Origin of the sequence: Paramicrobacterium agarici (assembly GCF_002563955.1) — a bacterium.
Taxonomy (GTDB): Bacteria; Actinomycetota; Actinomycetes; order Actinomycetales; family Microbacteriaceae; genus Paramicrobacterium; species Paramicrobacterium agarici.
Genome location: NZ_PDJE01000001.1, coordinates 2,648,651 through 2,663,176 on the forward strand (window position 1 = coordinate 2,648,651; position 14,526 = coordinate 2,663,176).

At 66.5% G+C, this 14,526-nt stretch carries 11 protein-coding genes; 6 read left to right on the forward strand and 5 right to left on the reverse strand.

Translation table 11 applies throughout. From position 1 onward, the window contains the following. Positions 1–42 precede the first annotated feature (42 nt). Positions 43–1,260 (forward strand): phosphotransferase, encoded by a 1,218-nt coding sequence (locus ATJ78_RS12990; protein ID WP_098408629.1) that lies wholly within the window; start codon positions 43–45, stop codon positions 1,258–1,260. On the opposite strand, the gene ATJ78_RS12995 is transcribed toward ATJ78_RS12990, so the two are convergent. Together ATJ78_RS12995 and ATJ78_RS13000 are read right to left on the reverse strand one after the other, a co-directional pair. Further along, complete coding sequence (locus ATJ78_RS12995; RefSeq protein WP_245836322.1) at positions 1,200–4,382, reverse strand: ATP-dependent helicase; 3,183 nt, start codon at positions 4,380–4,382, stop codon at positions 1,200–1,202. The two genes, ATJ78_RS12990 and ATJ78_RS12995, sit on opposite strands and share 61 nt — an antisense overlap. A 5-nt stretch (positions 4,383–4,387) precedes the next feature. Next, on the reverse strand, positions 4,388–7,534 hold the full coding sequence (locus tag ATJ78_RS13000; protein WP_098408631.1) for an ATP-dependent helicase: 3,147 nt from the start codon (positions 7,532–7,534) through the stop codon (positions 4,388–4,390). 130 nt (positions 7,535–7,664) lie between these two features. Between ATJ78_RS13000 and ATJ78_RS13005 the strand changes: the two genes are divergently transcribed. Beyond that, the gene (locus ATJ78_RS13005; RefSeq protein WP_098408632.1) at positions 7,665–7,889 is read left to right on the forward strand and encodes a DUF3107 domain-containing protein; all 225 of its coding nucleotides are present in this window, start codon (positions 7,665–7,667) and stop codon (positions 7,887–7,889) included. An 11-nt stretch (positions 7,890–7,900) separates the two neighbouring features. Beyond that, positions 7,901–8,188 (forward strand): hypothetical protein, encoded by a 288-nt coding sequence (locus tag ATJ78_RS13010; RefSeq protein WP_098408633.1) that lies wholly within the window; start codon positions 7,901–7,903, stop codon positions 8,186–8,188. A gap of 30 nt (positions 8,189–8,218) precedes the next feature. Here the strand turns inward: ATJ78_RS13010 and ATJ78_RS13015 are convergent, their stop codons facing one another. Continuing rightward, positions 8,219–8,926 (reverse strand): ferritin-like fold-containing protein, encoded by a 708-nt coding sequence (locus tag ATJ78_RS13015; protein WP_098408634.1) that lies wholly within the window; start codon positions 8,924–8,926, stop codon positions 8,219–8,221. A gap of 130 nt (positions 8,927–9,056) precedes the next feature. On the opposite strand from ATJ78_RS13015, the gene ATJ78_RS13020 reads away from it, so the two are divergent. Beyond that, a complete protein-coding gene (locus ATJ78_RS13020; RefSeq protein ID WP_098408635.1) occupies positions 9,057–10,469 on the forward strand; it encodes a DEAD/DEAH box helicase in 1,413 nt (470 codons plus the stop codon). 17 nt (positions 10,470–10,486) lie between these two features. Here ATJ78_RS13020 and ATJ78_RS13025 read toward each other — a convergent pair whose 3' ends face one another. After that, positions 10,487–11,350, reverse strand: a complete 864-nt coding sequence (locus tag ATJ78_RS13025; RefSeq protein ID WP_098408636.1) for a PHP domain-containing protein — start codon at positions 11,348–11,350, stop codon at positions 10,487–10,489. Between the two features lie 62 nt (positions 11,351–11,412). On the opposite strand from ATJ78_RS13025, the gene ATJ78_RS13030 reads away from it, so the two are divergent. Continuing rightward, a complete protein-coding gene (locus ATJ78_RS13030; protein WP_098408637.1) occupies positions 11,413–12,435 on the forward strand; it encodes an endonuclease/exonuclease/phosphatase family protein in 1,023 nt (340 codons plus the stop codon). A gap of 39 nt (positions 12,436–12,474) precedes the next feature. Then, entirely contained in the window at positions 12,475–13,890 is a 1,416-nt protein-coding gene (locus tag ATJ78_RS13035) for an aminopeptidase P family protein (RefSeq protein ID WP_098408638.1), read from the forward strand. 76 nt (positions 13,891–13,966) lie between these two features. On the opposite strand, the gene ATJ78_RS13040 is transcribed toward ATJ78_RS13035, so the two are convergent. Continuing rightward, a complete protein-coding gene (locus ATJ78_RS13040) occupies positions 13,967–14,461 on the reverse strand; it encodes a YflT domain-containing protein (RefSeq protein ID WP_245836323.1) in 495 nt (164 codons plus the stop codon). Between the last annotated feature and the right edge of the window lie 65 nt (positions 14,462–14,526).

Genomic DNA, 14,526 nt, shown 5'->3' on the forward strand with positions numbered 1-14,526 from the left:
GCGCACGGGGTGGCACGAGGTTCACGACCTAACCTAGATGCCATGGCCAGGTCTCCTCTCACTCTAGCGGCGGTCGCGACGTCGGCTCTTCCCGGTGCGACCTTCATCGGCAGCGGTGAACTCGGGCACCGAGAGTCGGGCGCATACGATTCGGCACTTCTGCTCGCAGATGACGACAAGCAGTACGTGGTCCGCATTCCGAACACTCAGCAGGCTGAGACCGACCAATCGCGCGAGCTTCTCGTTCTCCAGGCGATGAGCGAGGGAATCCGCAGTCGGCTCCCGTTCGACGTTCACCGTGTTCTGGGTCAAGCTCCTGCTGGTGAGACGCGCGCCGTCGTGTACGACTACCTGCCCGGGTACCAGGTCGACGCGGAGTCGATTCCCTCGGGCGACGGAGTGGCGAGCTCCATGGGCGGTGCGATCGCCGCGATCCACGCCCTTCCCGGCTCCTTCGTCTCCGACGCGGGACTCCCCGTGCAGAGTGCGGCAGACAGCAGGGACGAGGCTCGCAACGTCATCGAGCGTGCAGCGGCGACCAAGCTGCTTCCCGCTGCCGTGCGCAAGCGCTGGGCCGACGCTGCTGCCGACGACGCACTGTGGCGCTTTCAGCCGACCGTCATCGGCGGCTCGATTGCCGCCGATTCATTTCTCGTCACCGACCACGAGCCCGGCCCGATCGTCACCGGCATGATCGGCTGGGGATCGCTGCGCGTCGCCGACCCCGCGCGCGATCTGCACTGGCTCTCGGCTGCGGGAGAGGCAGCCGAGAGCGTCTTCGCCGCGTACGTTGCGGCGAGCACGCGCACGCCGGACGCCATGATTCGCCAGCGCTCGATGCTCTACGCCGAACTGGAGCTGGCCCGGTGGCTGCTGCACGGTCGTGATCTCCACGACCAGGCGATCATCGATGACGCGGTCAGCATGCTCGACGGCCTCGTCGACAGCGTTCTCGGCAACCTCATGTCTCCGATCTCGTCGTCACCCGGGCCGGTCATGACGGTCGCCGACGTGCAGGAGATGCTGAAGAACACGCCGCAGACAGCATCCGGCTCTGGCTCTTCGGCGATCTCGATGGACACCGACAGCTTCGACCCCGATGAGTTCGAGCGCGAGCTCGCCAAGGCGTCAAGTGGGCGTCAGGATGCTGCCGGCACGCCGTCGCCCGATGAGCAGGAGACAGGTCCGATCGACGTGTCTCAGCTGCGCGAGAGCGACGACAGCCACCGCGACCGCAGCTCCTCTTCTGACGAGACGTGATCAGGGCGCACGATCAGATCGTCGGCGACGTAGTACAGGGCCGCGTCGATCGTGCTCGGGTCGATCCCCTCTGCCTGCGCGTAGGCGGCACGGTAGAGCGCGAGTTGAAGTTGTCTGTCCTCGAGCTCCTCGCGCGTGCGGGGCGGCTTGCCCGTCTTCCAGTCGACAATCTGATACCCCGTCTCTGTGCGGTACACGGCGTCGAGTTTGCAGATGATGACCTGGCCCGCGAGCACGAAGTTGATTTCGCGCTCAACATCGATCGGCTGCTTGTCTCCCCATTCGGAGCGCTCGAACGTTCTCTTCAGCGACTCGAGCGCCTCGAGCTCCGCGCGTTCGACCGGCGCGAGCGTTCCCGTCTCGTCGACATCGATGTCCGCTTCGAAAAGCTCGCTGTCGAGCGTTTCTGACCCACCGTAGAGGCCGGAGCGCTCTTCGACCCATGAGTGGAACAGTGTGCCGAGTCTCGTCTGACGGTACGGCCTCTCGGGCATCGGCCGCCGAAGGGCGGCGGCGACAGCATCCGGGTCTGTCACGTAGTCCTTGAACCGCGATGCCGGTACGCGTTGCGGCAGAGCAACGCTCGACCCCGCGGTCAGCTTGCGCTCGCGCTCGGCGAGCAGCAGCGCGATCTCGTCGTCCCACGGTGTCTCAGCTGCCGGGTCGGCCTGACGTACGGCCTGCGCGGCGTCGAGCACGGCGGCTCGGCGAGCGCCGAGCGGATCTCGCGGCCACGGCAGGGGCTCCACCTCGATCGCGAGCGGATTCTCATCGAGCTCTGTGGCAACGGGAAGCGCAGCGATCGCCGTGGGAACAGCACGGTGAATATCTGCGAGGAACACGCCGGGCCCGCGCGGCCGCTTCTGCGACGCCCAGAACGAGCCGCTCGCCAGCAACGCCGTACGAGCGCGCGTAACAGCGACATAGGCAAGTCGCCGCTGCTCCTCGGCGTCGCGCCGCTCAAGCGCCTCGCCGAAGCTCGCGCTCGCGCGTACGAAGTCCTGCTGGTTTTGCGCACCGCGCCACGCGAGCTCTGGCAGGTCGAAGCGGTCACCTCTGAAGGCGTACGGAAGCTCGCCGAACGCCGTCCATCCGCGCTTGCTGCGCAGCTTTGAGGGAAGCTCGCCGTCAACGAGTCGTGGCACCGCGACGCTGTCCCACTCCAGGCCCTTGGCGCCGTGGATCGTGAGAATCTGCACCGTTCCCGGTTCCGGATCCTCGGTTCGGGGACTCAGATTCTCGAGCTTCTCGGCTTCGGCGAGCCACGCGAGGAACGGCCCGAGTGCCCCGCGCTCGTCGACAGCGAGATAGGCCGCGATCTGGTCCGAGAATGCTTCGAGGCTCGACCGGCCAAGCGCATTCGTCGCATTCGCCGCCACCTCGATGTCGAGCCTCAGCTCTTGCACCACGAGATTCACAAGATCATTGAGCGCGAGGCCCGACCGACGCCTGAGGCGCGCGATGACAGCGCCACACGATCGCATGCGCTCGCGCCCGACCTCGGTGATGCCGCTGAGCGCCCGATGGTCGTCGGGAGCGGTCACGAGAAAATCAAGTGCATCGACGAGCGATGCGCCGTCGTCGTCGGCAACGGATTCGCGCATCAGCTGCCGCGTCTCGTCGGGCACGCGCTGCTGGTGCAGGTCGCGCTCGGCCAGCCACCGCGCCGCCTCTCTCAGCCCCGCGATGTCCTTGGTTCCGACGCGCCACCGAGCACCCGTGAGCAGGCGAATGAGCTCGGAGCCTGCCGTCGGGTCGTCAAGCACGCGGAGTGTGCACACGAGATCGACGACGACAGGCTGCTCGAGCAGGCCCGCGAGCCCGAGAACGTGGTACGGAACGTCGTGCCGCTCGAGCGCGAGCGTGAATGGACGAACCGTCTTGAGCGAGCGGCAGAGCAGGGCTGCCGACTGTCCGGGGTGACTCAGTCGTTCGGCGAACCACGCTGCGACCTCATCTGCTTCGTCGTCGATCGTCTCGGGAAACCGGATCTCCACGGACCCTGGCGTTGCCACCGGCGACGGCGAGAGCCTCGTCACGGGCGCATCGGGGAGCGACGGCAGCTCCGACACGAGAACATTGGCGGCGTCGAGAATCGTGCGCGCGTTTCTCCAGCTCGTCGAGAGCGAGTAGCTGCGCCTGCCACCGAAGTCCACGCTGAAGCGTGCGAGGTTCGACGCACTCGCTCCGCGCCAGCCGTAGATCGATTGATTCGGATCACCGACCGCCATGACGCCGTGGCCCGCGAACAGCCGAGACAGCAGCTCCGTCTGAACGACGGACGTGTCTTGATACTCGTCGAGAATCACCACGCGAAACCGCTCACGGTACTCCTCGGGAACATGCTCGATCGTGCGTGTGATCTGCAGCGCGAGCGCCACCTGATCGCTGAACTCGATGAACCCGCGGGCCCGCTTCTCGTCGTGAAAGCGGCGCGCATGCTCGAGCAGCACTGGGAGTGCGGCGACGTCGCGGCACGCGTCTGTGAGCCCCTTGTCTGGGGTGCGCTTTCTGCTCACGTCATCGTTGATGGGCAGTGTCGCGAGCCCCGAGAACTCGTCGCACATCATGCCGATTCCGTCGATCTCGGTGAGAGCATCGTTGTCGCTCAGCGCGTGGGCGACGCGCACGACAGCGCTCGTGATCGCGTCGACGCTCTTGTCGAGTTCGGCGAGACGAGCATCGTCGCTTGACACGATGATGTCGCGAGCGAGCGTCCAGGCGGATGCTGCGCTGATGACGGTGACGTCCGGTTCCCGTCCGATCAGGCGACCATGCTCGCGGAACAGCGCCGCCGCGAAGGCGTTGTACGTCGAGATCGTCGGTGCCTCAAGAACGTCATCTGCGCGCCCGTCGATTTCCCTGAGCTGCGCAATGCGCTCACGCACGCGAGTGGCGAGTTCGCCAGCGGCTTTGCGCGTGAACGTGAGGCCGAGCACCTGAGAGACGGTGATGTGATCGTTGGCGAGAAGCCACACGATGCGGTTCGCCATCGTCTCGGTCTTGCCGCTTCCCGCGCCGGCAACGACGAGCGCGGGCTCGAGCGGCGCCTCGATGACGGCAACCTGCTCGTCTGTCGGGCGAGGAAGTCCGAGACGCTCGGCGATCTCACGGGCGCTCATACCGTTCATTCCGACACCGCCGCGATGAGGTGAATGCGGTATGCGAACGCCGATGCCGGGTCACGCTCTGCAAGATCGACGGCTCCGGGAAAGGTGTTCGACGCCATTCCCGAGCCTGCTGCACGCAGTCGCTCCGCGAATTCGTCGCGGGCTGCGTCATCGTGAGGGTCCTGGACCATGACGCGGTAGCTGCGCCCCTGCACTCCACTCGAGACGAAGAGCAGTGCAGCTCCCCCGCTTTGCGCGTCCAGCGCTCCCTCGATCGCGCCGTGCGAGAGGGCAAGCTGGTACGCGCTCAGCTGCGCGTGCGTCGGAATGTCGGCCTTCGTCGGCGTCGTGCGACCGGTCTTGAGATCCACGATGACGATGCGGCCGTCAGGCAGACGCTCGACGCGATCGATGATGCCGCTCAGCTTCACTGCTCCGACCTCGACCTCGAACCTTCCCTCGGCGCTGACCACCGTGTTGCCCGAACGCTTCGCGTCGAGAAGGTACTCAGAGAGCGCACCGACCATCTCGCGAGCGCGCCGCTTCTGCGCATCGCCGATCCAGGGCGCATCGAAGTGCAGCTCCTGCCAACGTTCGGCGACGTCGGCCCACAGCGCTTCGACACCGAGTCGCTCATCGGTCTGCTCGGGTTCGGCGAGCGCTCCCGCCTTCTCCATCGCGGCGTGAATGACGGTTCCCATGCCTGCGATGACGCCCGAGGGACTCGCCGCCATCGTGTCGATGAACCAGACGAGCGGCGACTTCTCGAAGGTCTCGAGCTTCGACGGCGACACCCGCACACGCGCGTCATCATCGTTCAGATCGACGAGCGGACTCGTTGTGGATGGTTCAAGCATGCCGTACCAGTCTGCCGGGTGCGCACCGTCGACGTCGTGCTCGGCCAAGCGGGCCAGGGCGGATGCCGCACGGGCGCGGTCGCCGGCGCGGACGCCGTGCGCGGCGATGCGGCGCAAGCGGCCCGTGAGTCCCCTGAGCGTGAACGGATGCTGCCCTTCGGCGGCGTCGCGCACGGGAGCCTGCGCGATCGCGGGGAATCGAAAGAAGACACTCGGCTGCTCGTCATCGCTGGCGGTTGCGCTCACGACGATCTGCTGCGCCGCGCGCGAGATCGCGAGGGCGAACATGCGCAGCTCGTCGGCGAGTACGTCTGCCCGCGCGTCGAGTGTCTCGACCGGAAGCCCGGCGAGCACAGAACTCAGCAGCTGCGGGTACAGCAGCGAACCGCGAATCTGCGGGTTCGGCCACGTGCCGTCCTGCGCGTGCGCAATGACAACGATGTCGGCCTCTGTTCCGATCACCGAGTTCGGCGTGCCGACCCACACGGCGTCCGTTGCCGACTGTGGCGTGAGCGAGTCCTCGGGAACCTCTGCTGAGAACACCTCATTCAGAAAGCCGCTCGCCGGGTTCTCCGGGTTGCGTTCGACGAAGCGCTTTGCCGCTGTGAACAGCGCCATGACAGCATCCAGGTGCCTGTTCGCCTCGTCTGCCGCGAGCCCAGAGCCGAGCGCTTGGCTGCCCCAGCTTTCGGCGAGGCCGCTGCTCGACCAGATCGTCCAGAGCACTTCTTCGATGCTGCCGCCGCTTTCGGCGAGAGTTCGCGCAGCATCGAGGGACGCCGCGAACCGCCCGGCTCTGCGCGCCGATGCGCTGTCGATCGAGGCGAAGCCGTTGGTGTGCGCAAAGGCTGCGACGAACAACTCGCCCGGCGTCGACGTGCCGCCGCCCGCGATGTCTTCGTGCCGCAGCTCACGTTTGAGGCGTCGAATCGCGACCGTGTCGAGACCGCAGATCGGGCCGGCCGCGAGCGACTCGACGAGGTCCGCCGTCGCCGGCGCGTACCCGATCGCCAGAGCTGCGGCGTCGAGAAGCTGACGCGATGCGTATGCGTCACGGATGCTCAGCGCACCCACGGGCGTCTTCGTCGGCACTTCGGCGAGCGCGAGTGCTTTCGACACGGCGGGCACGAGCGCGCCCGAGCGGACGACGACGATCATGCGCGACCACGGAATGTCGCGAAACAGGTGGTGCTCACGCAGCACGCGCGCGATCTGCCGGTATTCTCCGGCGGGCGAGGTCGCCTCGATGCGCACGACAGGCGGGACCGTTCCCGCTTCGTCTCGTGCCGCCTCTGCACGACGATGCTCGACTCCGCCCGCTGCGCCGATGTGCTCAGCGACGCTGCGCACGAGACCCCGGATGCTGGAACCACCGCGATGCACGGTCGAAAGCGTGTGCACGTCTACGTCCGCCCCGATGCGTTCCCCGAGTCGCGCGATCGCGCCGACATCTGAACCGCGGAACGTCGAAACCGCAACGTCGGGGTCACCGAAGGCGACGATGTCGATGCCGCGCGATGCGAACGCGCGCAGCAGACGAATCATGCCGGGACCGAACTCCTGCAGGTCATCGACGGCGACGAGCTGCAGACCGTCGATGCCCGCTCCCTCCGAGACGAGCTGCACGGCTTCGGCGAGAAGCTCTGACGAGTCACGGTAGACAGAGGCGTAGCTGTCGACGACGACTCCGTACTCGTCGATGATGCTGGCCGCGGCGAGCCACTCCGGTCGCTCGTGCACGTGAGCGAGTTGCCGCAGCTCATCGGTGCTCGTGCCGTTCTCGACGCAGCGCATCATGAGCTCGCGCAGCTCGGTGCGAAACCCCTGCAGCGCCCGCACCTCGGGGCCCAGCGTCTCTGGCCATACCGGTCCTGACTCGTCGTGCACGTGCCCGGCGAGGATCTCCGAGAGAATGTGGTCTTGCTCGGCGCCCGTGAGCAGCCGCACGGGTTCGGTTCCCGCGGCCGTCGCGTTCTGCACGATGTGGAACGCGGCGCTGTTCACCGTGCGCGCGAGCGGCCCGCTCGTCGGCACCCCGACGCGCAGCGCGAGCCTGTCGCGCAGTCGATTGGCCGCGAGCCGCGACGGCACGATGGCGAGGACACCGTCGGCCGCGAGGTCACCGCGCTGAATGCGGTGCGCGATGAGTTCGACGAGCGTCGTCGTCTTGCCGCTTCCCGGTGCACCCGTGACCGCGCGATGCACGCCGGACGGTGCGGTGACGACCGCTCGCTGAGATGCGTCGAGCTCCGCAGCATCCGGATGCCCGCCCTCAATCGCGGCGGCAGCGAAGGTCGTCTGAGTCACACACTCACGCTATCGAAGGTCACCGACAGCGACAGCGACGTAAGTGTTCGCTGACGGCGGCATCAGACGGTCTTCGTGTGCCGTTCGGGTGTCGTAGTGTTGTGCGTACAGCAAGAGGAAAGGGACACACGTGGACATCCGCATCGGCATCACCAACAGCCCCCGTGAGATCAACTTCTCGTCAGACAAGTCGATCGACGATGTCAAGAAGACGATCGGCACGGCGCTCAGCGACAAGGCTCCATTCTTCGAGCTCGCCGACGACAAGGGCAACATCTTCGTGATCCCGACCGAGGGCGTCGCATACGTCGAACTCGGAAACGAAGAGTCCCGCCGCGTCGGCTTCGTCGCGTAGGCTTCTGCCCCATGGAACTGCTCTTCGTCATGCTCTTCGGCATCGCCGCCGGACTCGCCGCCCGATACGCGCTCCCGTGGCGTCTGCAGCACGGCAGCATGCTCGTTCCCGCCATCGGCACCATCTCTGCCGCTGTCGTGTGGCTCGCGCTGACATGGCTGGGCTGGGCGTGGGACGGCGGCTGGATCTGGGTCGTCTCGATCGCCGCGAGCGTCGTCGTCTCGGTCGGTCTCGACCTTCTCATCGGCACCATGCGCAATGCGAAGGATGCCGCGATGCTGACGTCCCTCGGGGCATAGCCGTTCCGAGCACCACCTGCAGCGTCGGGACTACGCCGTCAGTCCGAGCGAGTCCATGCGGCGCGTGTGAGCGGCGATGAGCTCGGTGAACACCGGCTCGACCCGCTCTTCCGTGACGCCGTTCTCGACGGGAACCACGGTGTGCGCGAGCAGCAGAGTGTCGCCGACGAGCCGCCGGCCCCACAACGCGAGCATCGACGCGATGCCCGGGCTGGTTTGAATGCTGGCCTGCAGATACTGTCGCAGCACGTCGCGTCGATTGTCTTCAGCGAGAATCGCCGTCACGCGCTTCGAGATGTCGGAAGGAAGGCTCGACGCCAGGCCCAGGAACAGGTCGTCGAGGATGCCCGCTGTCACGTAAACCGAGAGCACGCGCTGCTCGAGGGTTCCTCCCGCCGTCTGCTCGCGGAACCGCGCAACGGCGTCCTTCGGCTGTGCCATCGCTGATGTCGGGTCTTCTTCGCGCCGCCGGATCTCATCGCTGAGCGCTGTGTGCTTGCGCAGCGCTACCGCTGCAGCCTCGGCGACGCCTGGCGAGAAGACGAGGTCGTCCATCGACGCACTCACCGTCGACAGCATCTCGAAGACGCTCAGCTGCAGGAACGCGGCCTGCCCGAGATACGTGCTCGTGTCGGGGTGCAGGTCGGTGAACTCGACGCGAACGGCCGACGATTCGCCCCGTCCGCGCAGGCGCGGAAGCTCTGACGGCGAGCGTCGTCTCTTGAACCCGAATTGCACTCGCCCAGCTTACGTGATGGTCACTGAGCTAAGCTCGTCATGAGCCCGGCATCGGATCGGCTCGCTACGCCCTACGTGAACGAAAGCAGGCGTAGACCATTTTCGGCACGGACAAGGCAGCAATCACCTCGTGACATTTTCAGAACTCGGCGTCGACAACGACATGGCCGATGCGCTCGCGCGCAAGAACATCGTCGACCCCTTCCCCATTCAAGAACAGACGATTCCGCTCGCCCTCACAGGGCAGGACATCATTGGGCAGGCGAAGACCGGAACAGGAAAGACCCTCGGCTTCGGACTCCCTCTGCTTCAGCGCATCGGCGCGCAGCCAGAGCCGGGAGTGAAGGCGCTCATCGTCGTGCCCACTCGCGAGCTGGCCACGCAGGTGGCAGAAGACCTGCAGGTCGCCGCCTCGAACCGCGACGTCGAGGTCGCACTTATCTACGGTGGCAAGTCGTACGACGGTCAGATCGAGCAGCTGAAGAATGGCGCCCAGGTCGTCGTCGGCACCCCAGGTCGACTCATCGACCTCATGAACAAGCGCATCCTGTCACTCTCGGGCGTTCGCGAGATGGTTCTCGACGAAGCAGACAAGATGCTGGATCTCGGCTTCCTCGCCGACATCGAGAAGCTCTTCTCCGTCGCCCCGACGACGAGGCACACCATGCTGTTCTCGGCGACGATGCCCGCTCCGATCGTCGCGCTCGCACGACGGTTCATGACGCGCCCCATTCACGTCAGGGCGGCCGCTCCTGACGAGGGCGTCACGCAGGCGAACATCAAGCACTTGATCTACCGTGCGCACGCCCTCGACAAAGACGAGACGATCGCGCGAATTCTGCAGGCGAACGGCCGCGGAAAGACGATCATCTTCATGCGCACAAAGCGCGCCGCAGCCAAGCTCATGGAAGAACTGCGCGATCGCGGCTTTCCCGCCGTCGCCGTGCACGGTGACCTCAATCAAGAGCAGCGCGAGCGCGCCATGAAGGCGTTCAAGTCGGGCAAGAAAGACATCATGATCGCGACGGATGTCGCTGCGCGCGGCATCGACGTGACCGACGTCACTCACGTGATCAATCACACGATCCCCGACGACCACGAGACCTACCTGCACCGTGCAGGACGCACGGGCCGCGCCGGAAAGACGGGAATCGCCGTCACGTTCGTCGACTGGGCCGACATGCACAAGTGGACGCTCATCAACCGAACGCTCGAGCTCAATCAGACCGAGCCGGTCGAGACGTACTCGTCGAGCCCGCATCTGTACACGGACCTCGACATTCCCGAGGGCACGAAGGGGCGCATCGCTCAGAAGAGCCCTGAGATCGCGCCGAGCGAACGGTCGTCGAGCGGTGAGCCCCGCAAGCGCAAGCGCAGCCGTACGCGTCGTCGCTCCGGCCAGGGTTCCGAGCAGAAGTCCGCTCCGCGCTCCGAACCGAGCGAGGCATCGGGAGTCCACGACGGACGCGGCCCCGAGCACAAAGACGGGAACAGCGCACCCCGCAGGCGCCGTCGCCGCTCGGCACCTCGGCCGACGGAGTAGCCCCGCTCGTCGAGTCGCTACGCGCCGACGGGCGACCAGCCGTCAGCCTCGGCGATGATCCTCCGCACAACGGCTGGGTCCGTGGTGTTCTCGCCGAGAACGTTCGGCTTTCCCGCGCCGTGGTAATCGCTCGACCCTGTCGCGACGAGCCCGTACCGCTCGGCGTAGAGCCGCAGCATCCGCTTGCCCTCTGCCGTGTTCTCGCGGTGGTCGATCTCGAGTCCGAACAGCCCGGCGTCGACGAGTTCCCGAATGTAGCCTTCCGTGAGCATTCTGCTTCGGCCCGCCGTCGCGGGGTGCGCGAGCACGGGAACACCGCCCGCCGCGCGTACGAGAGCGACGGCTGTGAGCGGATCGGGAGCGTAGTGCGGAAACACGTAGCCTCGCGAGGGGTGAAGGATGCTGTCGAACGCCGCTGTGCGGTCGGCGACGATTCCGCGCGCCACGAGCGCGTCGGCGATGTGCGGCCGGCCAACGGTCGCGCCATCACGCGCCTGCTCACGCACGTCGGCCCACGTGATGTCGAAGTCCGCCGCGAGATTCTCGACGATGCGCTCAGCCCGCGTGAGCCGTGACTCCCTGATGCGCGCGGTCTCGTCGACCAGCGAACGGTTCGCCGGGTCAATGAGATACGCCAGGAGATGCACGCTTCGGTGGCCATAGCGCGTGCTGAACTCCATGCCGGGGATCAGCGTCAATTCTGTCTCGCGCGCCGCGTCGCTGGCTTCCTCCCACCCCGCGACCGAATCATGGTCGGTGAGCGCGAGGGCTCCGAGTCCCGCCCGCGCGGCCTCCTCGACGAGCTCGCGAGGACTCTGCGTGCCGTCGGAGACCGCCGAGTGCGCGTGGAGGTCCGCTGGTCCGGCAATCACACGAGTCATAGGGGAATCCTACGGTCGTTGCGCGGCGTTCTCTCAGTGGCAGCTCGGTAGTGTGTGCCGCGATGGGGAAGTTTCTGGGCGCAATCGTGACTCTCGCGGTGCTCGTAGCGCTGATCATTCTTGCGTGGCCTCAGGCTGCGGGTCTCGAGACCACGTGGATCGTCGCACAGGCCGTTGCCCTGAGGACCGTGCTCGCGGTCGGCGCAGCAGCGCTGGCGCTCGTGCTGCTCGTGCTCTGCTTCGTCAAGCCGATCCGCGGTTTCGCCGGTTCGCTTGCCGCTCTGCTGCTGATCTTCGCCGTCGCCGTCGCGGGCATCGCCGCCGTGCGCGGAATCGGCGTCAACACGACAGCCAGCAGCAGGCCCGATGACGTCACCGTGCTCACGTGGAATACGCTCGGCGATGAGCCTGGAGCCGACGCCATCGCCGACCTGGCCGTCGAATCCGGCGCCGACATCGTGACGCTGCCCGAGACGACGAAGCAGGCGGGAATCGACATCGCTGTAGCCATGCGCGAGGCCGGGCAGCCGATGTGGGTTCACACTGTGGCGTTTGACGATGTGGCGAAGGCCCGCTCGACAACCGTGCTCGTGAGCCCGGAGCTGGGCGACTACCGGCAGGTCTCGTCGAGCGCGGAGCGTTCGGACAACACGGCTGTGCTCCCCTCCGTCGTGCTCGAGCCCGTGAACGACACCGGACCACGGATCGTCGCCGTTCATGCCGTGGCGCCGACCCAGACGCAGATGGACAACTGGCGCGCTGACCTGGCATGGCTCGCCGATCAGTGCTCGGGCGACAACGTCATCATGGCGGGCGACTTCAACGCGACGATCGACCACATGGCGGCGCTCGGCGTCGACGGTGCAGACCTCGGGCGATGCACAGATGCCGCGACGCTCGCCGGTGCGGGGTCTGTCGGCACCTGGTCGACGGCGTGGCCCGCGCTGTTCGGTGCTCCCATCGATCACGTCATGGTCACGAACGCGTGGAAGGTCTCGGGTTTCCGCGTCGCCACCGACCACGACGCCTCCGGCAGCGACCACCGCCCCGTGATCGCGCACTTACGGCCGATGACAGCATCCTGATCGAGCCGATCTCCAGGCGGACGGTGAGACAATACCGACATGGATACCTCCACGTCACACTCTGCTCAACCCACCGCCACACGCGAAGAGGTAACGGGCACGGCGAACCGTTCGACGACGCCGTCGAGCACCGCCTTTCAGGACTACATCGGCTCCAAGTGGGCCGAGCGGGCCGACCAGCTTCCGCCCGCGCGCGAGTCCGCCCCCTACGCGCGTCGACGCCGGGACCGCGTCTCTGAGCGGTTCGCCGGCCGCCGCGTCGTCGTTCGGGCCGGCTCGCTCGCCGTTCGCTCGAATGACACGGACTTTCCCTTTCGCGCGCACTCTGCCTTCTCGCACCTCACCGGGTGGGGATCCGACGCCGAACCGGACTCCGTGCTCGTCTTCGAGCCAACCGCGTCTGGTCACGACGTGACGCTGTACTTCCGCGAGCGCGCCGATCGCACGTCGAGCGAGTTCTACGCGAACCCCGCGATCGGAGAGTTCTGGATCGGCCCGCGCCCGTCACTGGCTCAAGTCGCCGCCGATCTCGACATCGCCACGGCGCACATTGACGAGCTCACGACAACCGACGACGACGTCACGCTCGACTCGAGTGAGCTCGCGGAGTTTCTCTCGGAGCTTCGCCTCGTCAAGGACGACTACGAGGTCGCGCAGCTGCAGGCAGCCGTCGACGCGACGGCGCGCGGCTTCGACGACGTCATCGCCGATTTTCCGCGCATCGTGCGTGAGCCCCGCGGCGAACGTGCCGTCGAGGGAGCCTTCTACACGCGAGCGCGTCTCGACGGAAACGCCGTCGGCTACGACACGATCGCCGCTTCCGGTCCGCACGCGTGCGTGCTGCACTGGACGCGCAACGACGGCCCCGTCGTGCCGGGAGATCTGATGCTGATGGACGCCGGCGTCGAACTCGACAGTCTGTATACCGCAGACATCACACGGACGCTGCCCGTCAGCGGGACGTTCACAGACGTGCAGCGTCGCGTGTATGAGGCCGTACGCGAAGCCGCTGATGCCGCGCTCGCCATCGTCCGACCCGGAATCGTCTTCCGAGACGTGCACGCCGAGGCCATGCGGGTGATCGCGGAGAAGACCGCCGAATGGGGGCTCCTTCCCGGCTCGGCCGAAGAGTCGCTTCGCCCCGAGAACCAGTTTCACCGCCGCTACATGGTGCACGGCACAAGCCACCACCTGGGACTCGACGTGCACGACTGCGCACAGGCGCGCCGCGAGATGTACCACGACGGCGAAGTGGCCGAAGGCATGGTCTTCACCATCGAGCCCGGCCTGTACTTCCAGCCGGACGACCTCACCGTTCCCGAGGAGCTGCGCGGCATCGGCGTTCGCATCGAAGACGACATCCTCGTCACGGCGGACGGCGCAGTGAACCTGTCGTCTGCGATCCCCCGCACCGCAGATGAGGTCGAGGCCTGGATCGCGCGCCAGACAGCGTAGAAACGCGAGAGAGTGGATGCTGCCGGACACGGCCCGGCAGCATCCACCCGCTTAACCGATGAGTCTCGAGACGCTGCTACAGCGGCGGCTGTTCGACGCCGAGCTCGTGACGCGCCTTGTTCGCCAGCTCGGGGTCGACGATGACCGAATATGAGCTCGCGACGATCTGCGCGACCGAGCTGAAATCGCGACGCTTGCGGTTGATCGCATAGTTGAACATGGTGAAGACCATGCCGAAGGCCGCGCCGATCAGCACGGCGGCGCCGACGAACACGAGGTCGGACTGCGGGTTGATCAGAATGAGCAGGAGGCCGAAGAACAGTCCGAGCCACGCCCCGCTCAGCGCACCAGACGCCGCGGCTCGCCCGTAGCTGAGCTTTCCGGTGATGCGCTCGACGCTCGTGAGCCCATTGCCGATGATCGACACCTTCTTCACGGGAAACTCCGCAGCGGCAAGCTTGTCGACCGCGCGCTGCGCCTCGGGGTACGTTTCGAACGAGGCAACGGTGTCTCCGTGCGGAATGCCCTGGAACGACATGCGGCCACGTCCCGACGACTGCTGATAACTCACGGTGTCATTGTCCCATGCTTGTCTGAGCACGCGCGCGACGCGAGCACAGACGGTGCAAGCGGTCT